This is a genomic window from Streptomyces kanamyceticus (assembly GCF_008704495.1).
Lineage (GTDB): Bacteria > Actinomycetota > Actinomycetes > Streptomycetales > Streptomycetaceae > Streptomyces > Streptomyces kanamyceticus.
On sequence record NZ_CP023699.1, the window covers coordinates 4,576,734 to 4,600,292 of the forward strand.

Consider the following 23,559-nt stretch of genomic DNA (forward strand, 5'->3'; position numbering starts at 1 on the left):
ACGCACTCGATCGTTACTTTCCGTCACAGCAAGCCATGGTGGGTCGCCGAGCGAACAATCCGACATGACGTCAGTACGTCAATTCATCCGCCCGGCCCACACCTCTGCCCCCCTCTGGCCGCGCGCCCTGCCGCCGCCCGCGCCGCGTCAGCCCTCGGCGGGGAGCGCGTCCAGGAGGTGCAGCCTGGCGTCCTTGGTGGTGACGCTGCCGCAGACCACCCGGGCCCCGTCCACCGTCACGCCACCGCCCACGGCCGCGGCGGCCGTCACCCGCACGCCGTCCCTGAGCGTCGGATACGCCTGCCCCGCCACCAGGTCCTCCCTGGTCAGATCCTGCGCGACGATCAGCGAACGCACCGTGTCGCCCGCCTCGCGGGGCCGCGCGAGGGCCTTGCGGCGCTCGGCGGGCAGCTTGCCGAAGGCGGCGTCCGTGGGGGCGAAGACCGTCACGTTCTGCATGGACCGGAACATGTCCTCGGCCTTGGCGTCCTTCACGAGCGCCGCGAACCCGGAGAGCTGCGGCATCGAGTCGATCGCCGCGAGGACCGGGGTCTTCCCCAGCGCGGCGGCGTTCGCCGCGCCCGGCGCGACCTCCGGGCAGGCCGAGCCGAACGCCTTGTCGTCACGGCGCGGGCCCTCCACCGCGGAGCCGGGGAAGTTCGCGCCGCTCCCGGCGCAGCCGGCCACCGTGAGGAGGGCCAGCAGGGCCCCGGCGGGGGCGAGTGCGGGGGCGAATGCGCGGGCGGGGCGACGCGGGGGTGCCATGAGCGGCTCCGTTCCTCAGGGGCGTGCGGTCACCGCGACAGGATGCGCAATGACCGCCCGTTCCCCTCGGTACGGACCCGGCGGGTCGGCACGGAGTGCCCGTCCGGGCCAGTTCGGTGCGGTTCGGCTGTGCCCCGAAGGGGCGCGGGGCCGTGACATGTGCGGCTCCGCCGCGTGGGCGCGACCAGCCACGAGGCACCCGCGGACGTGGACCGTACTTCCCGCGGAGCGCTCAGTGCCTGCCCCGCAGCTTCCCCAGGAGCCGCCTCGCCTGGGCGCGGCGCTTGGGGTCGCGGGAGGCCCGCTGGGCCTCGCGGACGGCCCGCTGCCCCTCGGGGCTGCGGAGGAACCGCCTGACGCGGGAGAGCAGTCCGGACATGGGTCCTCCTGGGTGTGCGAACGGTGCGTACCCGCAGTGTCGGCCAGGCGCCCCGCCCTGTCACGACCCGGGTCCCCCCGGGCCGCCGCTTTCCCGGCCCTGGTCCCGTCACGCCCCGGCGGAAACCCACCCGTTCCGGGCCGCGTTGGCGATGATCGCGTCCCGCAGGTAGACCGCGAGCCCCGGCCTGACCGCCTCGTAGAACGCGGTGAAGCGCTCGTCCGCGACGTACATCTCACCGAGACAGGTGTGCAGTTCGTGCGAGCACTGGTAGTGGCTCGACGTGATGAGAGCCCGGTGCGCCTCGGCCGCGTCCATCGCCTCTTCGGAGTCGGCGGGGACGCCCCGGGCGAGCAGCTCGCCGATGCGGGCGTGCACCGCGTCCATCTCGCCGTTGATGCGCTTCCAGTCCTCCTTCGTGTACGAGGCGGTCTTGCGCTGCGACTCCTTGTAGGCGTCCGTGTCGCCCCAGCGCCGCTCGACCTCCTCCGCGTACTGGTCGGGGTCGTGGTCTCCGAAGACCTCGAACTTCTCCTCGGGCGTGAGGTTGGTGCCCATCTTCTTCGCCTCCATGGCGGTCTCGACGGCGGCGGCCATCTCCTGGAGCTTGTGGATCCGCGCGGTCAGCAGCTCGTGCTGGCGGCGCAGGTGTTCCCGCGGGTCCGTGTGCGGGTCGTCCAGGAGGGCCGCCACCTCGTCGAGGGGGAAGCCGAGCTCCCGGTAGAACAGGATCTGCTGCAGCCGGTCCAGGTCGTCGTCGCTGTAGCGCCGGTGCCCCGCGTGGCTTCGCTCGCCGGGGGCGAGCAGGCCGATCTCGTCGTAGTGGTGCAGCGTGCGCACCGTCACTCCGGCGAAACCGGCGACCTGTCCCACGGAGTAGCTCATGGCTTCCGCCCTCTCTTCCTCGGTACGCGTCCCAGCCTCTGTCATCACGTCACGTGAGGTGCAAGTCCGCCGCCCACGGAGGCCGCCGTCTACTTGCTCAGCGCCGCGAACCTCCGCACCGCCAACGGCAGGAATACCCCCACGAGCACCACGGGCCACAGCACCGCGAGGAGTCCCGCGTGTTCCGCCGCCCAGGACGTGCTGACCACCCCCGGGTCGTTGCCGAACAGGTCGCGCGCCGCCGTGGCCGTCGCCGACATCGGGTTCCACTCGACAAGGGACCCGAGCCAGCCCGGCATGTTCTGCGGGATCGTGAAGGCGTTCGAGAAGAAGCTGACGGGCCAGACCAGGATCTGCACGGCGACCACCAGCTCAGGGCGGCCCGCGACCATCGCCAGATGGATGCCGATCCACAGCATCGCGAACCGGAGGAGCAGGAGCAGCCCGACCGCGCCGAGCGCCCCGCCGAACGAGCCGTGCCAGCGCCAGCCGACGGCGAGCCCGACCCCGATCATGACCAGGAGCGAGGCGGTGGACTGCAGCATGTCCGCGACCGAACGCCCCACCAGGACGGCGCCGTTGGTCATCGGCATGGAGCGGAACCGGTCGATCACGCCCTTGTTCAGGTCTTGCGTGACCGCGACCATCGTCGCGTCCAGGCCGAAGGCCATGGTCATCGCGAACATCCCGGGCACCAGGAACTCGGCGTACTCCCCCTCGATGCCCTTCCCGCCGCCGATCAGGTAGTTGAACATCAGCAGCAGCATCACCGGGAAGACGAGCCCGACGACGACCTGCACGGGCTGCCGTGCCCAGTGCGCCAGTTCGCGCCGCGTCATGGTCCAGGAGTCCGTCACGGCCCAGCTCATCGACGTACTCACACGCCCTCCTTCGTACGTTCCCTGGGCTCGCCCTCGTCCGTACGCTCCCCGGGCTCACCCTCGCCCGTACGCCCCGTCAGGCTCAGGAACACCTCGTCCAGCGTGGGCCTGCGCACGGCCACGTCCTCCGCGTCGACGCCCGCGTCCTGCAGCGCCCGTACGACGCCGGTGAGCGCCTTCATCCGGTCCTCTGCCGGTGCGGAGACCAGCCTGCGGTCGGCGTCCACCGTCGCCCCGCCGGGCAACAGCTCCGCGACGCGCGCCAGTTGGCCCGCGTCCCGCACCACCACGTCGATGCGGTCGCCGCCGAGGCGGGCCTTCAGCTCGTCGGCCGTGCCGTGCGCGATGACGCGGCCGCAGTCGATCACCGAGATCCGGTCGGCCAGCTGATCCGCCTCTTCCAGGTACTGCGTGGTCAGGAGCACGGTCGTGCCGCCGCCGACCAGCGAGCGCACCGATTCCCACACCTCGGCGCGGCCGCGCGGGTCGAGGCCCGTGGTGGGCTCGTCGAGGAACAGCACCTCGGGGTCGGTGATGAGCGAGGCCGCGAGGTCGAGACGGCGCCGCATGCCTCCGCTGTACCGCTTGACCGCCTTGCGTCCGGCGTCCGCGAGCCCGAACCGCTCCAGGAGCTCGTCGGCCCGCACGCGCGCGTGGCGGGCGCCCAGGTGGTGCAGCCGCCCGAACATGTCGAGGTTCTGCCGGCCGCTCAGCTCCTCGTCCACCGCGGCGTGCTGGCCGAGAAGGCCGATGCGCCCGCGCACCTCGTCGGGGCGGCGCCGCACGTCGTGCCCCGCGACCTCCACGCGCCCCTCGTCGGCCCGCAGCAGGGTGGCGAGCACGCGCACGGCGGTGGTCTTGCCCGCGCCGTTCGGGCCGAGCACGCCGTGCACGGTGCCGCGCCGCGCCACCAGGTCGAGGCCGTCCAGCGCGGCCTTCTCCCCGAACCTCTTCCGTAGTCCTTCGACGACGATCGCGTCCGTCATCCGACTCCCTCCGGTCCAGAGTCCACCTAATCAAGTTTGACTAGATGGACGAAGGTAACCGGCCCGAAGTCATTCGTCAAACTTGATTAGCCGCGGTCCCCCGCGTGCGGCTCGCCCGTCCCGAAGGGGTTCTCCTCGCCCTCGGCGAGCACGCCGACGAACGGCTCGCCCTCGCCCGCGAAGGTGTACGCGCCGCCCTCGATGCGACCGATCAGACCCCTGGTCCACTCCGCGCCCGTGTCGGCCGAGTACACCCAGTAGTTCATGATCTCGCCGATGTGACCGAGCTGCCCGGGACCGTCCTCCGGGATGTAGTACTCGGTGACGGACGCGCGCCACCCCTCCATGCTGCGCACCCGCTCCTTGAGGAGAGCCACGACCTCCTCGCGCGGCAGGTCCACCATGAGGCCGATTCCCGACGTGAGGATGTCGGGCCGCTGGTCGTACTTGGTGAGGGACTCGCGGAGCAGGGAGCGGTACTCCTCCATGCCCTGCTCCGTGAGCTCGTACTCCGTGCGCGGCGGGCCGCCCGCCGTGGAGGGGGCGATCTCGTGCGCGTGCAGCATTCCCTGCTTGGCCAGCTGCTTCAGCGCGTGGTAGATCGATCCCGGCTTGGCGTTGGACCACTCATGGGCGCCCCAGTACTCCAGGTCGTTGCGGACCTGATAGCCGTGGGCGCGGCCGTGCTGACGCACGGCCCCCAGAACCAGCAGCCGGATCGCTGACATGTACCGCGCCCTTCCGTCCGGCGCCCGAACCGTTCGGCACCCAGAGTCATCAATTTTGACTAGGGTATCCCTGCTCCAGCGCCACCAGCTCGTAGGCCGTCTTACCGTCGAGGGACTCGCGGATGATGTCGGCGTGGCCCGCGTGCCGCGCGATCTCCTCGACCAGGTGCAGCATCACCCAGCGCATGGACACCTCGGCGTCCTTGGGGAACCAGGGCGCCTCGGGCAGCGGGAAGGTGCCGTCGAGGCTCGGCACCTGCCGGATGAACTCCTCGGTCTCCCGGGCGACTTCGGCCCAGAAGTCCAGCATGTCGGCGACCGTCTCCCCCTCGACGAGCCGGAAGCTGTCGCCCCAGGTCTCCTGGGTGCGGGCCCGCTCGTTCGGCTTCCGCTGGGCCATCCGCAGCCAGTTCAGCTCGGTCTCCGCGACGTGCTTCAGCAGGCCGCCGACGGAGAGCTCACTGGCGCTCGGCCGGGCGCTCGCCTGCTCGCCCGTCAGGCCGATGACCGAACGGCGCAGGCCGCCCCGCTGGGCCTCCACGAACGCGAGCAGGGCGCCGCGCTCGTCTCCACGGGTTTCCGCGCCGACGTGAGTAACCATGGTGTCCGCCTCTCTCCTGCCTGCTTTCACAGGCTGCCCCTTCGGGCTTTCCGACACCACTCAAGCTACGGACCCTTGCGGTCAGCTTCTGTCCGCAAGGGTCCGTGGGCACGAGAGATTCCCGGAAGCACTCAGAAGCGGGAAGCGCTCAGAACGGGAAGCGCGAGCGCCCGTGCTGGACCGAGATCCACTTCTGCGACGTGAAGGCGTCCACCGTCGACTCGCCGTTCAGCCGCCCGAGGCCGGAGTTCTTCTCGCCGCCGAACGGCACGATCGCCTCGTCGTGCACCGTGCCGTCGTTGACGTGGATCATGCCGGTGTCGACGCGCTTGGCGATCCGCACACCGCGCTCCACGTCACCGGTGTGCACGGCGCCGCTCAGGCCGTAGGGGGTGTCGTTGGCGATGCGTACGGCCTCGTCCTCGCCGTCGAAGGGCAGCAGCAGCGCGACGGGGCCGAAGATCTCCTGGCCGAGGACGGGCGAGTCGGCGGGCAGGTCGGTCAGGATGGAGGGCGCCACCAGATTGCCCTCGGTGCCGCCGTGCAGCAGGGCCGTGGCGCCCGCCGCGACGGCCTGGTCGACGACGGCCGAAACGGCGTCCGCCTGCGAGGAGTTGATGAGCGGGCCGATGTGGGTCGCGGGGTCGGCCGGGTCGCCGACCTTGAGGCTCGCGACCTTGGCGACGAACTTCTCGGTGAACTCCGCCTGGACGGCCCGGTCCACCAGGATGCGGTTGGCGGCCATGCAGACCTGGCCCTGGTGCACGTAGCGGCTGAAGACCGCCGCGTCCACGGCGTAGTCGATGTCGGCGTCGTCGAGGACGATCAGCGCGCTGTTGCCGCCCATCTCCAGGATGGAGCGCTTGAAGTGCGAGGCGCAGACCGTGGCGACGTGGCGGCCCACGCGGTCGGAGCCGGTGAAGGAGATGACGCTCGGCACCGGGTGTTCGAGCAGCGCGTCGCCGATCTCGGCGATGTCGGTGATCACCACGTTGAGCAGTCCGGCGGGCAGGCCCGCGTCCTCGAAGACCTTCGCGAGCAGGCTGCCGCCGATCACCGGGGCGTTCTGGTGCGGCTTGAGCACCACCGCGTTACCGAGGGCGAGGGCCGGGGCGACGGTCTTCATCGACAGGAACAGCGGGAAGTTGAAGGGGCTGATGACGCCCACCACACCGACAGGGACGCGGTAGACGCGGTTCTCCTTGCCGTCCTCCGCCGAGGGCAGCACCCGGCCCTCGGGGCGCAGCGAGAGGTGCACCGACTCGCGCAAGAACTCCTTGGTGAGGTGGAGCTCGAAGGCCGCCTTGAGCCGGGTGCCGCCCAGCTCGGCGATGATGGCCTCGGTTATCTCTTCCTCGCGGTCCTCGACGATCCGCAGGGCCCGCTCGAACACCCCGCGCCGCGCATAGGGGTTGGTCGCGGCCCACTCCCGCTGCACGCGCTGCGCCGCTCGGTACGCCTGGTCGACCTCGGCGGCCGTGGCGACGGTGATGGACGCCAGCTTCTCCCCGTCGTACGGATTGAAGTCGATGATGTCCCAGGAACCGGAGCCCGCCTTCCACTCACCGTCGATGTACTGATGAGCCAGGTCGGTGAAGAAGGACATGAGAGGGACACCCCTTGCCGCGACAGCAGACGGACGCAAACGGAAGCAGACACCTGATCTCACGTCATAGTACTTATGTTTCAGGTGAGTTGGAGTAGACCACGCAGAAGATCCCTGCTGTCCGCCGGATCCGGGCTGTCCTTGTGCAGCTGGGCCACCACCCGCTCGTACTGGGCGACTTCCTCCGCCTTGTCCAGATAGAGCGCGCCGGTGAGCTGCTCGACGTAGACGACGTCGGACAGGTCGGACTCGGGGAAGCGCAGCATCGTGAACGCGCCGCTCTCGCCCGCGTGGCCGCCGAAGCTGAACGGCATCACCTGGAGCGTGACGTTGGGGCGCTCGGAGATGTCGATGAGGTGCTGGATCTGACCCCTCATCACTTCCCGGTTCCCGTACGGGCGGCGGAGCGCGGCCTCGTCCAGGACGCAGTGGAAGCGGGGCGCGTGCTCGGAGGCGAGCAGCTTCTGGCGCTCCAGGCGCAGCGCGACGCGCCGCTCGATCTCGGCCCTGCTCGCGCCCTTCATGCCTCTGGCGACCACCGCGTGCGCGTACGCCTCGGTCTGCAACAGGCCGTTGACGAACTGGACTTCATAGACGCGGATGAGCGAGGCGGCGCCCTCCAGACCGATGTAGGTCTGGAACCAGCCCGGCAGGACGTCCGAGTAACTGTGCCACCAGCCGGTGAGGTTGGCCTCCTTGGCGAGCGAGAGGAGTGCGCCGCGCTCGGCCTCGTCCGTGACGCCGTACAGCGTCAGAAGGTCCTCTACGTCCCTGGACTTGAAGCTCACCCGTCCCAACTCCATGCGGCTGATCTTCGATTCGGATGCGCGGATCGAGTAGCCGGCCGCTTCGCGGGTGATGCCACGGGATTCCCTCAGGCGCCTCAGCTGCGAGCCCAGCAGGATGCGCCGTACCACCGAGCCGCTCGACTCCCCTGCGGTCACTTCGCTCAATCCTCCCCATCGACTGGAAGCCAGCAGTCTGCCATTAAACGCTTCGGGCCGTACTCGTTCGGTTACAGAAACGGAAGAACTCCGAAAGGCCGCGCAAGGCCTCCACAAGAAACCGTAGGAAGAAATGGGCAAGAAGTGGCACGGGAACGACCAAGTCCGGCGCGTGCACGTGCATCTGCCCTTGCATCTGCTGTACGCATTCGGAACCATGGTCCGCGCGCCACCGCTGTACCGACCGTGTACGACCGCACCATCGGCGACCGACCGCGCCACCGCTCCATCGCTATGTACCGCGAAACCGGGGAGTGCCTCGCATGGGGACGAATGGATCGACCATGCTCGAGCCGTTACGGCAGGGGCTACCACCACTCGACCCGTCCGCGGTCTCCAGCACGGCGTCCGTGGCGCTCGCCGCCCGCTACGAAGCGGTGGGCAGCGCACGGAAGTTCACCCGTACGACACTCACTCAGTGGGACCTGGACGAACGCTTCGACGACATCGCGCTCGTCGTTTCCGAACTCGTCACCAACGCGCTGCGTCATGGCCTGCCCCTCGCCCACCACCGCCCTTCCAACGAGGCCCTTCGGGCCGCCCCCTTCGATTCCGCGGACACCCCGCGGGAGAGCCAGGACCCGCCCGTACGGCTGCACTTGATGCGCTGGGCCTCGCGCCTGGTGTGCGCCGTGCGCGATCCCAGTGACGAGAGTCCGGTCACGCGCGACACCGACGACGACTTCTCGGCGGAGTCGGGGCGCGGCCTCTTCCTGGTGGACTCCTTCAGCGACGGCTGGGGCTGGCACCCGCTCGCCGGGACGCTGCGCGGGAAGGTGGTCTGGGCACTGTTCCACCTGGCGTGAGGCGCGCCGGGGCAGCCCTTCGACCGTGCTGATCGGAGGGCGGGTCGAGTGAGCGTCAGCCACCTATCAGGTGGTCGAACTCCCCGTCCTTCATCCCGAGCAGCATCGCCTCTATCTCCGCCCGTGTATAGACGAGCGCGGGACCGTCGGGGAATCGCGAGTTGCGCACGGCGACGTCGCCACCGGGCAGTTTCGCGAACTCCACGCAGGATCCCTGCGAGTTGCTGTGCCTGCTCTTCTGCCAGACCACCCCGTGAAGCTCCGTGGCCGCCATGCCGTTAAACGCGTGGTGCACAGGTCGCTCCCCGGTCGTGCAGTGCCATTGGTGGTTCTAGATGCAGCGGTCAACTGTCCCCGGATCATAGCTGTGTTCACATGCCGATGCATGGGCAGATGCACGTGCACGCGGGGTGTTCCCCTGATTACAGAACCGTCAGCACGGTCGAATCCTTCACGTACAAGGAAGAGACGCGTTCCACGCCCTTCATGTTCCACGGTCCAGGTGATCGTCCGGTCCGCGAAGTTGGCCGGATCCCGGGGAGCGTACGGAGGCGGGAGCCGGTCAGCAGGTCAGCGGGGGGATCCGTACGGCAGCAGTGCCATCTCGCGCGCGTTCTTGACCGCCGCGGCGATCCGTCGTTGCTGCCGCGCCGTCACGCGCGTGACGCACCGGGCGCGGATCTTGCCCCGGTCCGAGAGGAACGTCCGGAGCAGGTCCGTGTCCTTGTAGTCGATGTACGTGATGCCCGCCCGGTCCAGCGGGTTCGGCTTGGGCTTCCTCGGGTGCGAGGGCGTGCGCGGGGGCATGGTCAGACCTCCAGGAGTGCGTCGAAGGCAGGGGGCAGGTTCTTCCAGGCGGCGCGGCCAGCGGCGTACTCCTCGTCGGTCAACAGGCAGGATCCCAGGACCTGTTCCAGCCCCTCGCGGTCCAGTCCCGGCGAGGTGAACACCAGGTGGTTGCAGCAGTCGCCGTGTTCCGGATGCCAGTCGAGCGCGGCGGCGGCGCGGCGCACCGGCGGCACCGTCTCCCACGCGGCGTCCGGCAGCGCGGCGAGCCAGGGCCCCATGCTCTCCACGCAGAGCGCGCCGCCCGCCGCGTCCCAGCCGAGCAGCGTGTCCGGCCGGTCGGCCAGCCAGAACCGCCCCCGGCTGCGCGCGGCCGCGCAGGTCAGATCCTCCAGGGCCGCGTAGAGCCGCTCCGGGTGGAAGGGACGCTCGCGGTGCCATACGAAGGTGGCGACACCGCACGCGTCCGCCTCGGCCGGAAGCCGCGCGCAGGCCGGATGCTGGGCCGCGGCGGCGGCCTCGACGTCGAAACCGGCCCGCGCGGCCCGGGCCAGACCGCCGCTCCCGATGGCGACCTGGCGCGCCGTCGGATGCAGTTGGGCGAGCAGCGCGCGATCCTCGTCGTCGGCCCGCGCCGAGTCGGCGACGGCGAGCACGGGCGCGTACTCCAGCTGGCGCGCCCAGGTGTCGGCGACGGTGCGCTGGTCGGTGGGGGCCGCGGCGAGCCCCGCCGCCATCAGGTCGTCGCCGTTGCCGAGGCAGGCCAGGAGCAGGGCGGGGTCGACCGCCGTGACCACGCCGCGCAGCCCGAACCCGGCGCCGTGGTGCGCGGCGATCACCTCGGCCATCGCCTTCGGTTCGACCGAGTCCCACAGCTCCACGACCGCGAGGCGGGTGAGGCCCGCGTCCGCGAGGCGGGTGAGTTCGGGCACCAGGTCCGCGCGGAGCGCGCAGCACGCGCAGTCGTTGACGAGCGGGGCGTCGCCCCTGGACAGCTCGCCCGACGTGTCGCGGACGGTGCGCACGACGGTGCCCCGCACCGCCGTGGAGAGGTCGTGGTGGAGCGCGACGCTGTCGGGGACGGTGGCGAGGAGTTCGCCGACGGCCGCCGCGCGGGCGTCCTCGTGGAGCCCGGCGACGATCACGACGTCCATCACGACGTCCATCGGGGCGCCGTTCCCCGGGTCCGGGTGACTGTCCCCCGGACCCTCGTAGCCGTCCCTCATCGGCGCGTTCCGAAGCGACGCTCGAAGCGTTCGACGCGGCCCGCCGTGTCCATCACGCGTGCCGTGCCCGTGTAGAAGGGGTGGCTCGCGGACGAGATCTCGACGTCGACGACCGGGTACGTACGCCCGTCCTGCCACTCGACCGTCTTCTCGCTGGTCGCGGTCGACCGCGTGAGGAAGGCGAATCCCGCGGCCTTGTCGCGGAAGACGACGGGTGCGTACGGCGGGTGGATGTCCTTGCGCATGGTGATCAGCGCTCCTCTCGGAAGTCGACGTGCTTGCCCGCCATCGGGTCGTACTTGCGCAGGGTGAGGCGGTCCGGGTCGTTGCGGCGGTTCTTGCGGGTGACGTAGGTGAAGCCCGTTCCGGCGGTGGACCGGAGCTTGATGACCGGGCGGAGTTCGTTGCGTGCCATGGGGCTAGTATATGAAAATGACTCCCGTTTTCAATAGGGATCCCGTCCGCGACTACCGAGAGGTGCGTCACTTGTCCGCCCACTGCCAGCTGACCGGCGCCAGGCCCGGCTTCGGCAACCACGTCTCCCACTCCCACCGGCGGACCCACCGCCGCTTCGACCCCAACGTCCAGCGCAAGCGGTACTGGCTGCCGAGCGAAGGCAGGTACGTCCGCCTGCGGCTGGGCGCGAAGGGGATCAGGACGGTCGACAGCATCGGGATCGAGGCCGCCGTCGCCAGGATCCGTGCGCGCGGGGTGAGGATCTGATGGCGAAGAAGAGCAAGATCGCCAAGAACGAGAAGCGGCGCGGGGTCGTCGCGCGGTACGCCGTGCGGCGGGCCGAACTGACGGAGATCATCCGGCACCCCGGCACCGGCGATGCCGAACGGCGCGCCGCCCAGCGGGAGTTGGCGCGTCAGCCGCGGGACGCGAGCGCCACGCGGGTCCGGAACAGGGACAGCGTCGACGGGCGCCCGCGCGGCTACGTAGGGGCGTTCGGTCTTTCCCGGGTGAGGTTGCGCGAGCTTGCGCACGCCGGATACCTGCCCGGCGTGCGCAAGTCGTCCTGGTAGCTTGGCGCGCGCTTTGGCCGGTGGCAGGTGGCACCGGCGACGTCAGGCTCTTTAGGGGGACTTCAAGTGCGTACGTACGTCCGTAGTGGCCTCGGTGTCCGTCGCGCCCGGGTCGGGGTGGCCGCCTTCGGCCTCGCCGCCGCGCTGGCCGTGACCGGGTGCAGCAGTGACAGTGACAGCGGCGGTGACGGCGGCGGCAAGAAGGACCGGGGCTCGTCCGGCAGCTCCACGGACGACGGGGGCTCGACCGGGGGCTCCGGCTCCGGCGCCGAGGACGGCAGCGTCGAGGGTGCGTGGGTGACCACGGCCGGCGGCAAGCCGCTCGCCCTCGTCATCAACGGCAAGAACGCGTCGCTGGTCGGCGAGGACGTCATGTGCAGTGGCACCGCGGGTGACGAGGCGGGCTCGCAGATGATCAACCTCAAGTGCCCCAAGGGGAACGCGGACCGTACGACGGGTCGGGTCGACTCCGTCGACACGAAGACGATGAAGGTCTCCTGGGAAGGCGCGGGCAAGGACCAGTTCCTGAGGACCGAGGGCGGCAAGCTGCCCGAGGGGCTGCCCACGGGTGGGATGCCGCAGTCCTGACGAGGCCTTGAGGTCAGGGGGCCGCGGGACCTTCTTGGTCCCGCGGCCCTTCTGGCTGCTGGGGCTCGGGCGGTTGGTGTTTCGTCTCCGTGCCGTCCACCAGCATCGGGGGCGGCGTCGTGTCCAGCGCGTCGGAGAGTTCTTCCAGGGTCTCCAGGAGCAGGCCCGCCCCCTTGCGTACGACGCGGTCGGGCACGCCCTCGCCGTCCCACTCGCGCAGCGCCGTGCGCACCGCGTCCCACCGGGGTACGCGGCGTTCGCGCACCGCCTTGGCGCCCTGCTCCGTCGACGCGCGCAGCGCGTCCGCGAGGCGGGCCGCCGCGGGGACGGGGGTCGCGCCGCGGTCCGGCAGGTGGGCCTCCATCAGCATGGCCACGCGGCCCAGTTGGGCCAGGGCCTCCTCCGCGTCCGCCGCGGCCGCGTGGGACAGACCCCGGTGGCGCACCGGCTCGCTCTTGGCGCGCGCCACCGCGTCCTGCCAGGCGACGCGCGCGTCGCGGGCCGCGAGCAGGGCCTCGCGGACGTCGGGGCAGGACTTGCCCGCGGGGTGCGCGTAGTGGTCGACGACGGCCGCTGCGTAGCGGCCGTCCGCGATCAGCCAGTCCGCGAGGCGGGTGCGCAGGCGCGGGGTCTCCCACGCGGGGTACACGGCGTACGCGATCATCGCGAGGACGCCGCCGAGCAGGGTCAGGACGACTCTCTCCGGAACCGTCTGCTGCCACTGCTGGCCGCCCATCCCGAGCAGGAACACGACGTACGCCGCCACGCACGCCTGCGCCGCGACCTGGCCGGTGCGCATCAGCAGGTACATCAGTCCGGCGCAGAGCACGGCCAGCGCCGCGGAAAGCCCCGTGCCCGGGTCGGCCAACTGGACGAGCCCCGTAGCCAGCGCGACACCCACGAGGGTCCCGCCGAAGCGGGCCACGGCGCGCGAGTACGTCTGGGAGAAGTCCGGACGCATCACCATGACCGACGCCATGGGGGCCCAGTACCCGTGCCCCAACGGAAGCCAGTGCCCCAACAGATAGCCGGTGGCGGCCACCGCCGTGACGCGGATCGCGTGCCGAGCGACCGGCGACTCGTGCCGCAACTCCGACCGCATGGCACGGAGGGCACCGGGGACCAGGGCCGGGAGGGTGGGCCGGAGGAGGGGGATCGGCTGGGTGTCGGAGTGGGTTTGGGGGGTGGGGGGTGGCTCTGGGGTGGGGGGCGGTCCTGGGGTGAGGGGCGGTCCTGGGGTGGGGGGCGGCCCTGCGCTGGGAGTCGGCCCGGGAGTGAGGGGCGGCCCTGGAGCAGAGGTCGGCCCTGAAGCCGGGCCCGGCCCTGCGCTGGGGGTCGGAGCTGAGGTGAAGGGCTGGTCTGAGGTGGGCGTGGGTGTGGATGTGGGCGTGGGCGTGGACGTTGGAGTCGGCGTGGACGTCGGAGTCGGCGTGGACGTCGGCGTAGACGTGGGCGTCTGCGTAGACGTCGGAGTCGGACTCGGCGGCAGCGTGGACGCGGACGTCGGCGTCGGCGCAGACGTGGGACTCGGCGTCGGCGTGGACGTCGGACTCGGCGTCGGACTCGGCGTGGACATGGGCGTCGGACTCGGCGTCGGCGCAGGCGTGGACGTGGGCGACGGCGTGGGATTCGGCCTAGGCGTCGGACTCGGCGTAGGCGTAGGCGTCGGTGTTCCCGCCGTTTCCAGTACGTCTCTCAGGAGTGCGCCCAGTCGCGTCGCCGCTCGGTACGCCGGGCCCGTGAGGATCGCCCCCGTGTCCGGTGTCCGCAGCGTCGCGATCGCCGCCGGGGGGATCTTCACCGGCTCCCCGTGGCGGACCGCCCGCGCCGCCGCGTCCAGGACCGCGCCCGCCGCGCCGAGGATCTCCCGCACCCGGTCGCGTTCCCTGCCCTCCGGCGGTACGCCCACCGCCGGGTCCGCCAGGGACGCGAGCACCGGGCGGATGCGTTCGGCGAGGCCGCGTGCGCCGTGCAGTTCCGCGGGGCGGGTGCGGGCCTGGCGCGGGGTGATCCGCGCCGCGTCGCGCGCCGCCATCAGGGGCTCGGGGTCGAAGGGGGCCACGGGGTCGTGGCGGAGCCTGCGGGCGTAGTCCGCCTCGGCCGCGAGCGCGTCGGCCAGCGCGTCCCTGTGCGCGCCCCATCTGCGGATCGGGAACAGGACCACCAGCGCCGCCTGGACGCAGCCGCCCACGATCATCATCGCCGCATGCCCCGCGGCACCGGCGAGCGAGGTGGGGAGCGTGACCGTCACCAGCATGATCGCCACGTTCGACGACGCGATGATGCCGACGGTCGGGCCCGCGGCCCAGCTCAGGCCCGCCAGGAACGTCCAGAGGGAGAGGAGCGCCAGGAAGAGGAGGGTGTGGGAGCCGGTGAGGTAGCCGAGGAAGGTGGAGACGGCGAGGCTGGTGCCGGAGGCCAGGGCCAGTTCCGGGCGGGGCCGCCAACTGCGCTGGAACGTGGCGATCGCCGCCTGGTAAGCGCCGAAGGCGGAGCTCGCCGCCACCGCCGGGCCGAACAGGGTGAGGCTGACGCCGATGATGATGGCCAGGCCCCCGGCGCCGCGGAGGGCGATCAGGGGTTCAAGGCGTTTGCGCTCGACGGTCAGACCCGAGCGAGCTGTCTCTTTCAGCGCTCGGAGCCAGGTCACTCTGTGATGATACTGGGCATATCGGGCACACTTGGGCTCTACGTCGCGTTCAACGCCACCGTCGGATGCAGGCGCGACGCCCTGATCGCCGGATAGAGGCCCGCCGCCATGCCGATCACGAGTGTCGCGGCGAAGCCCGCCGTCAGGGACCAGGGCGGGACCACCGGGGTCCAGTCCTGGGTCAGGGCGAATCCGTAGGTCGCCGCCGCGCCCAGGAGCGCGCCCGTCGCGCCGCCCAGGGAGGAGAGGAGGAGGGACTCCGTCAGGAACTGGAGGCGGATCGCGTTCTTGGTCGCGCCCAGGGCCCTGCGCAGGCCGATCTCCGTTCTGCGCTCCAGGACCGAGATCACCATCGTGTTGGCCACTCCCACGCCGCCCACCAGGAGGGCGACCGCCCCGAGGCCCAGCATCAGGGTGGTCAGGCCCTTGTCGGTCGCCGCCTTCGCGGCCAGCGCGTCGGAGGGGCGGGAGACCTTGACCGATCCTTCGTCGCCGGGGCTGACCGTGCGGGCCAGGACGTCCCGTACGTCCTCGACCGAGTCGTCGGTGGAGCGTTCGAAGATCGTGGAGGGGTGGCCGTCGAAGGCGAAGTGGCGTTCGGCCGCGGGGAAGCCGATCATCGCCACCCGGTCGAGGGTCGGGAACAGCTCGATGGGGTCCAGGATCCCGACGACCGCCACGTACTGGTCGTTCAGCATGATCTTCTCGCCCGGCGCGGTGATGCCGAGGCGCTCCGCCGCGACGGAGCCGAGGACCGTGACGGGGAGGCGTTCGTTCGCCCTGTTCAGCCAAGTCCCTTTGTTCGTACGGGCGTTGAGGGCCTTCAGGAGGTCGGGGCGGGCCGCCTGGACCGTGACGCCCGACGACTGTTCCTCGGGGACGACGTCGCTGCGGCGGACCCGGGCGTCGACGTTGGCGGTGGCCGTCGCGTGCTGGACCGGGCCGACGCGCTCCACCATCGCCACCGCGTTCTTGGGCAGCGGAACGGCGTTGCCCTGGATGTCCTTGCCCTGCTCGGCGGTGAGGAGGTTGGTGCCGAGGCGGTCGAGGCGGGACATCAGGTCCGCCTTGCTGGACTGGGACAGGCCCACCACCGCGACCATCGTCGCGATGCCGAGCGCGATGCCGAGCGCGGAGAGCACCACGCGCGCCCTGCGCGCCCGCAGGCCCACCGCGCCCACCCTGAGGACGTCCGTGGGCGAGAGCCTCGCGGGCTTCACGACACCACCTCCCCGTCCCTGAAGCGGATGCGGCGGGGCAGCGCGTCGGCGATGTCGTGGTCGTGGGTGATGACGCAGATCGTGGTCCCTGTCGCGTGGAGTTCGTGGAGCAGGTCCATGACGACGCGGCCCGACGCGGTGTCCAGGGCGCCGGTGGGTTCGTCGGCGAGCAGGATGGTCGGGTCGCCGATCAACGCCCTCGCGATGGCGACCCGTTGCTTCTCGCCGCCGGAGAGTTCGTTCGGGGTGTGGGTGAGGCGGTGGCCCAGGCCGACCCGTTCCAGGGCCCCGCGCGCACGCGCGCCGCGTTCGCGCGCGCCGACGCCCGCGTACAGCAGGCCGTCCGCGACGTTCTCCACGGCGGTGCGCGCGGGCGCCAGGTGGAAGTGCTGGAAGACGAAGCCGATGTGGCGGGCGCGCAGGGCCGAGAGCTGGGCGTCCGAGAGGCGGCCGACGTCGTGGCCCGCCACCTCGACCGTGCCCGACGTCGGCTTGTCGAGGGTGCCGATGATGTTGAGCATCGTCGACTTGCCCGAGCCGGAAGGGCCGACGATCGCGAGGAGTTCGCCCGCGTGCACGGTGAGGTCCACGCCGCGCAGGGCGTGCACTCCTCCCTCGTACGACTTGGTGGCGCGGCGGAGCCGGATGACAGGTGTGGGTGTGCTCATTGCTTCGCCACTCCTACCTTCATGCCCTCCTTGATGTCCGGGCCGCTGACCTCGATGCGGCTGTCCGCCGTCATGCCGGTCTCGACCCGCACCATGCGGGCGGCGCCGCCCTCGACGACCTGCAGTCCGTAGCCGCCGTGCGCGCCGCGCAGCGCGACGATCGCCTCGACGGGGACCGCGAGGACGTGTCTGCGGCTCTCGCTGACGAACCGCACGCTCGCCGACACCTCGCTGTCCTCGCCCGACGCCGCCGACCGGCCGCCGTCCAGGGTCACTTCGACGGTGATGGTGTCCTGGGCGCCCTCGTCGTCCGCGGCCTCGGGGTGCACCGTGCCCGACACCCTGCCCGGCTCCTTCTTGCCGCTGGGCAGCGTCACCTCGACCTTCGTCCCCTTCGCGGTGAGCGGCGCGTCGCTCTGGTCGAGGTCGGCGCGGACGACGGGGTTCGTCGACGCGGCCGTGAGGACCGAGGTGTCGGGGCCCACCGCGTCGGCGAGCGCGGCGTCCGCGGAGACGACCTTGATCCGGTCCGGCTGGAAGACCACGTCGCCCTTGCCGACCCGGCCGGTGGGCACCCGGTTCAGGGACTTCTGCCAGCGCTTGACCGCGGCCTCCGTCGCCTTGTCGTAGCGCGGGTCGACGTAGAGCCCGGCGCCGTACCCCAACGCGGCCAGATTGCGCTCCAGTTGGAGTACGTCGGTGCCGCGCGCGCCCACCTTCATCTCGCGGAAGGCGGGGACCTGGCCGTACAGAAGCGTCACCGGTTTGTCGTCGAGCTCGTAGAGCGCCTGGCCGCGCGCGACCGTCGCGCCCTCCCGCGCCGCGACCGTGACCGTGCCGTCGACCGCCGACTTGACCGCCCGTCGCTGCGCGAAGTCGACCTTGCCGTCGACCGTCTTGGACTGCACGAGGTCGGTGCGGACGACGGCGGCGGTGGCGGGCGGCAGGCCGTCCTTCCCCGCGCTCGCGTCCGCGTCGTCGCCGCCCCCGAGGGCGAGCGCCCCGGCTCCGGCGGCCGCCGCCACGACCGCCGCGGCCACCAGGATTCCCGTACGGCGTCTCATCTACTGCATCCCGTCCAGGCCGTCGAGCAGCTTGTCCTTGCAGGCCGTGCGGGCTTCCTTGTAGGTGGCGGAGTCCCTGTCGAGCTGCGGGTTCGCGGGGCTCGGGTCGCCGCCGGGCAGGACGTTGCCGCCGGACATCGTGGGGTTGGTGAACTTCGATACGCCCTTCTCGCGCATGCACTTGGCGTGCGCGAGCATCGACTCGTAGTCCTTCTGGTCGTCGCGCTCCGGTTCCAGGTTCATGGCGGCCTTCAGCTCGGTGACGCAGGCGCCGTCCTTGCCGCCCTTGTACTCCTCGCCGTTCCCGTTCGGGTCGACGACCTTCTCGACCTTGGACATGTCGAGGTAGCCGCTCAGCTCGGGGTCGGGGAAGTCCTTGACGCCCGCCTTGCCGCGCATGCACCGCACGTACTTCACCTGGGCGTCGTAGAACGCGCTCTTGTGCTTCTTGGCGGAGTCCGCGCTGTCCTTTGCGGAGTCGGCGGAGTCGGCGGGCTTGCCTGTGGCGCTCTCGTCGGGGACCGAGGCGACACCGGCGTCCTTCGCTCCGTCACCGCCGCCGCCTCCGCAGGCCGCGGAGAACATCAGGACGGGGAGCGCGACGAGGCCCGCGACGCGCAGCCGGGCTGCGGCGCCGGGTGTGGTGTGAATGCTCATGCCGGGCAATCTGCCGCCGCCACATGGTGGGCGGTCCATGACCGCATGATGAACGCGTAACGCCACATGATGAGCACGTAACAATGCCGGGCGCGGCGCCTGTCCGCGCCCGTACCGGCCCTGAACTGGTCAAACCGTCGCCCATAATCGTCGGCATGCCCCGAGTGCCCCATGTGCTGCTGATCGAGGACGACGCGTCCGTGCGCGACGGAATGGAACTGGTGCTGCGCCGCCACGGGTACGCGGTCGACACCGCGGCCACCGGCGAGGAGGCCCTCGCGCTGCTCGCCTCGCCCGCGGGGCCCGGCGTCGAACTCGCCGTGCTCGATCTGATGCTGCCCGGCATCGACGGCTTCGAGGTCTGCCGCCGCATCCGGGCGACCGGGTCGACGATCCCCGTCGTCATGCTGACCGCGCGCGGCGACGACAGCGACATCGTGCGGGGCCTGGAGTCGGGCGCCGACGACTACGTGGTCAAGCCCGTGACCGCGCCCGTCCTCGAAGCCCGGATCCGGGCGGCACTGCGGCGGGCCGAGCCGGTGCGGCGGCGGCCCGACGAGGACACGCACGCCGGGCTCTTCATCGACCGCGCGGGCCTCACCGTCACCAAACACGGCACGCCGCTGCCCCTGCCGCCCACCGAACTCCGCGTACTGCTCGAACTCTCCGCCTCCCCCGGCCAGGTCTTCAGCCGCGAACAGCTGCTCCGCTCGGTCTGGGAACACGACTTCCTCGGCGACTCCCGCCTGGTCGACGCGGCGGTGGGCCGCCTCCGCGCCAAGATCGAGGACGTCCCTGCGAGACCGGTGTACGTACAGACCGTGCGGGGCTTCGGGTACCGGTTCGGGCCGGTGTAGGGGCATGGGCGAGACGCACAGGGGATGGCGGCGCCGGGGCGGGCTCCGGGCCCGGCTCGTCGTCGCGTTCGTGCTGGTCGCGCTGGTCAGCGCCGTGACCGCCACCGGGCTCGCCTACCGCGAGTCCCGCACCGCCGTCCTGGAGCGCAAGCAGGACGCCGTGCGCACCGACTTCAAGAACCGCGTCGACCAGGCCGCGGCCGACCTCTCCGTGCCGCCCGACGAGGTCTCCCTCACCCGGTTCGCGGGCAGCGTCGCCGACGGGCTCGGGGACTCCGTCGTCGTCGCCGAGTACCGCTCGCTGAAGGGCTCGTCCGACGCCTCCGCCGACCGGTCGCTGATCTCGTCCTCGCTCCGTGAGGCCGTACGGAAGCGGAACCGCATGAGCCTGCAGCGGATCGACCGGGACGGCAGCCCCTACCTGGCCGTCGGTACGCCCGTCACCTTCGAGTCCGGGCCGCCGTCCGGCCTCGACGTCTTCGCCGTCACCTCGTTGCGGGCCGAGCAGGACGACACCGCGGAGATCCTGGACGCCGTACGCGACGGGCTCGTACCCGTCGTCCTGCTCGCCGCCGTACTCGCGCTGCTCGCCGCGCGCACGGTGCTGCGGCCCGTGCGCGAACTGGGCCGCGCCACGCGCAGGCACGCGGCAGGGGACCTCGCATCGCGGGTCGAGACGCCCAAGGGCCGGGACGAACTCGCCGATCTGGCACGGGACTTCAACAGGACGGCCGACGCGCTCGAATCGTCCGTCGCCGAGCTGCGCGAGCAGGAGGCCAAGGCGCGGCGCTTCGTCGCCGACGTCTCGCACGAGCTGCGCACGCCGCTCGCCGCGATGACGATGGTGGCGACGGTGCTCGACGAGGACGCCGGGCAGCTGCCGCCGGACGCCGCGCACGCCGCCCGCACGATCAGCGCGGAGACCGCGCGGCTCGCGCGGCTCGTCGAGGACCTGATGGAGATGTCCCGCTTCGACTCGGGCGCCGCCCGGCTCAACCTCGACGAGGTCGACCTCGCCGAGACCCTGCGCAACACGCTCGACCTGCGCGGCTGGACCGGCCTCGTCCAGGCCCAACTCCCGGACGGCGCACGGGCCGTGCTCGACCCGCGCCGCGTCGACGTCGCGGTCGCCAACCTCGTCGGCAACGCCCTGCGCCACGGCGCGGAACCGGTCTCCGTGACCGTGCGGGCGGCGGGCGACTGGGTGACCGTCGAGGTCGCGGACCACGGCCCCGGCCTCCCCCCTGACGTACTCCCCCACGTCTTCGACCGCTTCTACAAGGCCGACAGCGCGCGCACCCGGTCGGAGGGCAGCGGCCTGGGCACGGCCATCGCCCTGGAGAACGCGCGACTGCACGGCGGGACGATCGAGGTGGCCAACAGGGCGGGTGGCGGTGCGGTGTTCGCACTGCGGGTGCCGTGGCGGCGGGGCGAGGAGGACGAGAAGTGACTTTCGTACGCAGAGGAGTCGCACTGGCCGTGACGGCCCTGGTGCTCACGGGCTGCGGCGTGCGGCCCACCGGCGTCGTGGACGCGGGTGAACCCGCGAGCGGGCTCACCAAGGGGCTGCGGATCTACTTCGTCTCCGAGACGGGCCGCCTGGAGGGCGTGTCCCGTCCGGACGAACGGGTCAGAGAACCGGCCGCCGTCATCAAGCTGTTGATGACGGGCCCCGACGAGTCCGAGCGGCGCTCCGGGCTCACCACGCTGGTGCGCAGCGGACAGTTCGACGTCACCGGCGACGGCGACCGGCTCACGGTCCGGATCTCCGACCTGACACTCGATCCGGCGTCCGTCAACGACCGCAACTACACGGGCCAGTTGGTGTGCAGCCTGGCCCGCGCGCAGGCCGTCCTCGACAAGAACGGGCGTACGCGACCGGACGACGTGCGGGTGACGGTGCGGGCGATTCCGCCTGAAGGTGTGGAGCAGGAGGGGGAGTTGGGGCCTTACGTGTGCTCCGACTTCCTGAAGTAGGAGCCGTCGACGCGATTCCGGGTCAGCGCCCGCGCCCGCGCCCCAGCGAACGGTCCGCGTCGGGAGCCCGTCCCCCGCGCCCCGGCACATGGGCCCGGTCGGCCGCCGCCGTGCCGTGCGTCCAGCCCGCGCCGTCCGTCGCGCCGCGCACCCGCGTCGTGGTCGTCTCGGGGAACATCTGCTCGGCGCGGTCGGTGACGGCGACGTCGCGGGCGGCGAGCACGGGGAGCAGCGCGGTGTCGCGTGACGTCTCCGCCGCTTCCGTGACCGCGTGTTCGCCCGCCGTCGCGAGCCGTCCGCCGATCCGGTGGGCGTACGCCATCAGGAAGGACTGGCGGAACGTCTTCGTACGCTTGCGGCCGCCCGCGCGCTGTTCGGCCTCCGCCCGGGTCATCGCCGACGTGCCCTGGACGAGGAGGGAGGTGTAGAGGAGCTCCACCGCCTCCAGGTCGGGTTCGAAGCCGACCACCGTGGTGAATCCGAGCGCCTCGTTCCACACCGCGCGGCAGCGGTTCGCCGAGGCGACCGCGTCCAGGAGGATCGCCTTCGCCGTCTCGTACGGGGCGTCCACGCCGACGCGGCAGGCGGCCGGGACGTTCTTCGCGTGCGTACGGGCGGCGAGCAGCGCCTCGTCGACCGAGTGCCGCGCCATCAGCTCCTGCGCCTTGGCGGTGAGCGCCTCCGCCTCCTCGGGGAAACCGGTCGCCTCGGCCTTGGCGAGCAGGGCGCGGATGCGGGTGAGCGTGCGCGGCTCGCCCTCGACGGGGCCGGGGACGGCGCCGCCGGGCGGCGGGCCGACCGGCTCGATGGGCGGGAGGCGCAGGAGGAGGCGGTAGAGCTGGAGGTGGACGGTGGCGGACGAGAAGCGGTCCTGAGGGCGCTCGGCACCGGGTCCGATGTCGGCCAGCTGGGTCGCCCAGCGCGGCGGCAGGTGCGGGTAGCGGCCGGTCTCGGCGTGGATCAGGGCGGCGGTCAGGTTCAGGTGGGTCTCGGCCAGGTCGCGCCGGACGACGCGTACGACGTCGGCGGGCTGCCAGCCCCGCTCCCAGGCGCGCCGCAGGTACTCCTCGCCGCGCCCGCGCAGCTCGTCGTCCGCGCCGGGCGCGGCCGCGAGCATCGAGGCCCCGGCGTCCAGGCCCTCGTCACCGTCGCCGTACAGCGCCGCCGCGAACGCCTTGTCGATCACCGAATCCATGGGGTCAAGGGTAGAAGAGCGGACAGTAGGGGGCGGAGCGGCGGGAGGCGGAGTGGTGGGGGTATGGCCAGCCCTACCCCCGGACGCCCCCCAGTGGTCGTGTTCCACGGGCCGCCCGGCGCTTGGCTTGGCGCATGACAGAAACCGATGCCGGGGCGACTGCCGTCGCCGTACGCCTCCGTTCCGTACGCCGCCTCTACCGCGACGTCGTCGCCCTGGACGGGGTGGATCTCGCCGTCCGCGCCGGAAGCTTCGTCGCGATCATGGGGCCTTCCGGTTCCGGCAAGTCCACGCTGCTGCAGTGCGCCGCCGGGCTCGACCGGCCGACGTCCGGGTCGGTGGAGGTGGGCGGCACCGAGCTGACGGGGCTGAGCGAGCGGCGCAGGACACTGCTGCGCAGGGACCGGATCGGCTTCGTCTTCCAGTCGTTCAACCTGATCCCCTCGCTGAGCGCGGCGCAGAACGTCGCGCTGCCGGGGCGGCTTGCGGGACGTCGGCCCTCCCGTACGCAGGTGCACGCGGCCCTTGACCGGGTGGGACTTGCCGGGCGGGCCGGGCACCGGCCCGGTGAGCTGTCCGGCGGCCAGCAGCAGCGGGTGGCGCTCGCACGGGCCCTGGTGAGCCGCCCCGCCGTCCTCTTCGGCGACGAGCCGACGGGGGCGCTCGACACGGTGACGAGCCGTCATGTGCTCGCGCTGCTGAGGGAGTTGGTGAACGGGGAGGGGCAGACGACCGTGATGGTCACGCATGACCCGGTGGCGGCTTCGTACGCGGACCGGGTGGTGTTCCTCGTCGACGGGCGGGTGGAGAGCGAACTGGCCGGGCCGGACGTGGAGGAGGTGGCGGGGCGGATGGCCGCGCTGGAGGGGCGGCGCACGGGAGGCGTTCGCGCCGGTGCGGAGGCGGCCGGGGGTGCGGGCAGCGTCCGCGCCGATGGCGAGGCGGCCAGGCGCACGGGCAGCGTTCACGCCGATACCGAGACGGTCGGGCGTACGGACAGCG

Annotated in this window: 27 protein-coding genes and 2 pseudogenes; 8 read left to right on the top strand and 21 right to left on the bottom strand. The window is 71.7% G+C overall.

Translation table 11 applies throughout. From position 1 onward, the window contains the following. Positions 1–147: 147 nt before the first annotated feature. From CP970_RS19110 to CP970_RS19145, 9 genes are all read right to left on the bottom strand, one after another. Positions 148–765 carry a fasciclin domain-containing protein gene (locus CP970_RS19110; protein WP_150493586.1) on the bottom strand — a complete coding sequence of 206 codons (618 nt, stop codon included), beginning with the start codon at positions 763–765 and terminating at the stop codon, positions 148–150. Positions 766–997: 232 nt separating this feature from the next. Beyond that, positions 998–1,144 carry a hypothetical protein gene (locus tag CP970_RS44220; RefSeq protein WP_169801258.1) on the bottom strand — a complete coding sequence of 49 codons (147 nt, stop codon included), beginning with the start codon at positions 1,142–1,144 and terminating at the stop codon, positions 998–1,000. A 108-nt stretch (positions 1,145–1,252) separates the two neighbouring features. Further along, a complete protein-coding gene (locus tag CP970_RS19115; protein ID WP_055551485.1) occupies positions 1,253–2,029 on the bottom strand; it encodes a MerR family transcriptional regulator in 777 nt (258 codons plus the stop codon). Between the two features lie 89 nt (positions 2,030–2,118). Continuing rightward, positions 2,119–2,898: an ABC transporter permease gene (locus CP970_RS19120; RefSeq protein ID WP_055551482.1), complete on the bottom strand. Its 780-nt coding sequence runs from the start codon at positions 2,896–2,898 to the stop codon at positions 2,119–2,121. Between the two features lie 8 nt (positions 2,899–2,906). Then, a complete protein-coding gene (locus tag CP970_RS19125; protein ID WP_055551480.1) occupies positions 2,907–3,896 on the bottom strand; it encodes an ATP-binding cassette domain-containing protein in 990 nt (329 codons plus the stop codon). Positions 3,897–3,982: 86 nt separating this feature from the next. Continuing rightward, positions 3,983–4,624: a PadR family transcriptional regulator gene (locus CP970_RS19130; protein WP_055551478.1), complete on the bottom strand. Its 642-nt coding sequence runs from the start codon at positions 4,622–4,624 to the stop codon at positions 3,983–3,985. Positions 4,625–4,673: 49 nt separating this feature from the next. Continuing rightward, entirely contained in the window at positions 4,674–5,225 is a 552-nt protein-coding gene (locus CP970_RS19135; RefSeq protein WP_055551476.1) for a DinB family protein, read from the bottom strand. 148 nt (positions 5,226–5,373) lie between these two features. After that, positions 5,374–6,831: an aldehyde dehydrogenase family protein gene (locus tag CP970_RS19140; RefSeq protein ID WP_055551473.1), complete on the bottom strand. Its 1,458-nt coding sequence runs from the start codon at positions 6,829–6,831 to the stop codon at positions 5,374–5,376. An 80-nt stretch (positions 6,832–6,911) separates the two neighbouring features. Then, positions 6,912–7,775, bottom strand: coding sequence for a helix-turn-helix domain-containing protein (locus CP970_RS19145; RefSeq protein ID WP_055551470.1), 864 nt, complete (start codon positions 7,773–7,775; stop codon positions 6,912–6,914). Positions 7,776–8,098: 323 nt separating this feature from the next. Here CP970_RS19145 and CP970_RS19150 point away from each other — a divergent pair, with 323 nt between their 5' ends. Then, positions 8,099–8,641 carry an ATP-binding protein gene (locus CP970_RS19150; protein ID WP_055551468.1) on the top strand — a complete coding sequence of 181 codons (543 nt, stop codon included), beginning with the start codon at positions 8,099–8,101 and terminating at the stop codon, positions 8,639–8,641. A gap of 55 nt (positions 8,642–8,696) precedes the next feature. Here CP970_RS19150 and CP970_RS19155 read toward each other — a convergent pair whose 3' ends face one another. From CP970_RS19155 to rpmG, 6 genes and pseudogenes are all read right to left on the bottom strand, one after another. Then, positions 8,697–8,936: a DUF397 domain-containing protein gene (locus tag CP970_RS19155; RefSeq protein ID WP_223775964.1), complete on the bottom strand. Its 240-nt coding sequence runs from the start codon at positions 8,934–8,936 to the stop codon at positions 8,697–8,699. Between the two features lie 137 nt (positions 8,937–9,073). Beyond that, positions 9,074–9,166: pseudogene (locus tag CP970_RS44980) on the bottom strand (SRPBCC domain-containing protein); the annotation flags it as partial. A 45-nt stretch (positions 9,167–9,211) separates the two neighbouring features. Then, complete coding sequence (gene rpsR, locus CP970_RS19165; RefSeq protein WP_055551466.1) at positions 9,212–9,448, bottom strand: 30S ribosomal protein S18; 237 nt, start codon at positions 9,446–9,448, stop codon at positions 9,212–9,214. 2 nt (positions 9,449–9,450) lie between these two features. Continuing rightward, positions 9,451–10,593: a CobW family GTP-binding protein gene (locus tag CP970_RS19170; protein WP_055551464.1), complete on the bottom strand. Its 1,143-nt coding sequence runs from the start codon at positions 10,591–10,593 to the stop codon at positions 9,451–9,453. 56 nt (positions 10,594–10,649) lie between these two features. After that, positions 10,650–10,898, bottom strand: coding sequence for a type B 50S ribosomal protein L31 (locus tag CP970_RS19175; RefSeq protein WP_055551462.1), 249 nt, complete (start codon positions 10,896–10,898; stop codon positions 10,650–10,652). A 5-nt stretch (positions 10,899–10,903) separates the two neighbouring features. Then, positions 10,904–11,068, bottom strand: a complete 165-nt coding sequence (gene rpmG / locus CP970_RS19180; protein ID WP_055551460.1) for a 50S ribosomal protein L33 — start codon at positions 11,066–11,068, stop codon at positions 10,904–10,906. A gap of 71 nt (positions 11,069–11,139) precedes the next feature. On the opposite strand from rpmG, the gene rpmB reads away from it, so the two are divergent. The 3 genes from rpmB (at position 11,140) to CP970_RS19195 (ending at position 12,269) form a co-directional block, all read left to right on the top strand. Beyond that, positions 11,140–11,376, top strand: a complete 237-nt coding sequence (rpmB, locus tag CP970_RS19185; RefSeq protein ID WP_055551458.1) for a 50S ribosomal protein L28 — start codon at positions 11,140–11,142, stop codon at positions 11,374–11,376. After that, positions 11,376–11,681: a 30S ribosomal protein S14 gene (gene rpsN, locus CP970_RS19190; protein ID WP_055551456.1), complete on the top strand. Its 306-nt coding sequence runs from the start codon at positions 11,376–11,378 to the stop codon at positions 11,679–11,681. The genes rpmB and rpsN overlap by 1 nt, the downstream gene beginning before the upstream one ends. Positions 11,682–11,747: 66 nt before the next feature. Then, a complete protein-coding gene (locus CP970_RS19195; protein ID WP_055551454.1) occupies positions 11,748–12,269 on the top strand; it encodes a hypothetical protein in 522 nt (173 codons plus the stop codon). 13 nt (positions 12,270–12,282) lie between these two features. Here CP970_RS19195 and CP970_RS44985 read toward each other — a convergent pair whose 3' ends face one another. Genes CP970_RS44985 through CP970_RS19225 form a run of 5 tightly spaced genes read right to left on the bottom strand, consistent with a single transcriptional unit; the run spans position 12,283 to position 18,528 of the window. After that, complete coding sequence (locus tag CP970_RS44985; RefSeq protein ID WP_224058522.1) at positions 12,283–14,919, bottom strand: FUSC family protein; 2,637 nt, start codon at positions 14,917–14,919, stop codon at positions 12,283–12,285. 38 nt (positions 14,920–14,957) lie between these two features. Further along, positions 14,958–16,139, bottom strand: a complete 1,182-nt coding sequence (locus CP970_RS19210) for an ABC transporter permease (RefSeq protein WP_055556526.1) — start codon at positions 16,137–16,139, stop codon at positions 14,958–14,960. Next, complete coding sequence (locus CP970_RS19215; RefSeq protein WP_055556524.1) at positions 16,136–16,807, bottom strand: ABC transporter ATP-binding protein; 672 nt, start codon at positions 16,805–16,807, stop codon at positions 16,136–16,138. Before CP970_RS19215 ends, CP970_RS19210 begins: the two co-directional genes overlap by 4 nt. Then, complete coding sequence (locus CP970_RS19220; RefSeq protein WP_055556522.1) at positions 16,804–17,871, bottom strand: efflux RND transporter periplasmic adaptor subunit; 1,068 nt, start codon at positions 17,869–17,871, stop codon at positions 16,804–16,806. The genes CP970_RS19215 and CP970_RS19220 overlap by 4 nt, the downstream gene beginning before the upstream one ends. Then, a complete protein-coding gene (locus tag CP970_RS19225; RefSeq protein WP_055556514.1) occupies positions 17,872–18,528 on the bottom strand; it encodes a hypothetical protein in 657 nt (218 codons plus the stop codon). 164 nt (positions 18,529–18,692) lie between these two features. On the opposite strand from CP970_RS19225, the gene CP970_RS19230 reads away from it, so the two are divergent. Genes CP970_RS19230 through CP970_RS19240 form a run of 3 tightly spaced genes read left to right on the top strand, consistent with a single transcriptional unit; the run spans position 18,693 to position 21,362 of the window. Then, a complete protein-coding gene (locus tag CP970_RS19230) occupies positions 18,693–19,385 on the top strand; it encodes a response regulator transcription factor (protein WP_055556528.1) in 693 nt (230 codons plus the stop codon). A gap of 4 nt (positions 19,386–19,389) precedes the next feature. Beyond that, positions 19,390–20,835: a sensor histidine kinase gene (locus tag CP970_RS19235; protein ID WP_055556512.1), complete on the top strand. Its 1,446-nt coding sequence runs from the start codon at positions 19,390–19,392 to the stop codon at positions 20,833–20,835. Continuing rightward, the gene (locus CP970_RS19240; RefSeq protein WP_055556510.1) at positions 20,832–21,362 is read left to right on the top strand and encodes a hypothetical protein; all 531 of its coding nucleotides are present in this window, start codon (positions 20,832–20,834) and stop codon (positions 21,360–21,362) included. Before CP970_RS19235 ends, CP970_RS19240 begins: the two co-directional genes overlap by 4 nt. Before the next feature lie 22 nt (positions 21,363–21,384). Here the strand turns inward: CP970_RS19240 and CP970_RS19245 are convergent, their stop codons facing one another. Beyond that, entirely contained in the window at positions 21,385–22,557 is a 1,173-nt protein-coding gene (locus CP970_RS19245) for a DUF2786 domain-containing protein (RefSeq protein ID WP_055556508.1), read from the bottom strand. 134 nt (positions 22,558–22,691) lie between these two features. On the opposite strand from CP970_RS19245, the pseudogene CP970_RS19250 reads away from it, so the two are divergent. Then, positions 22,692–23,465 (top strand): annotated as a pseudogene (locus tag CP970_RS19250) (ABC transporter ATP-binding protein); the annotation flags it as partial. Positions 23,466–23,559 lie beyond the last annotated feature (94 nt).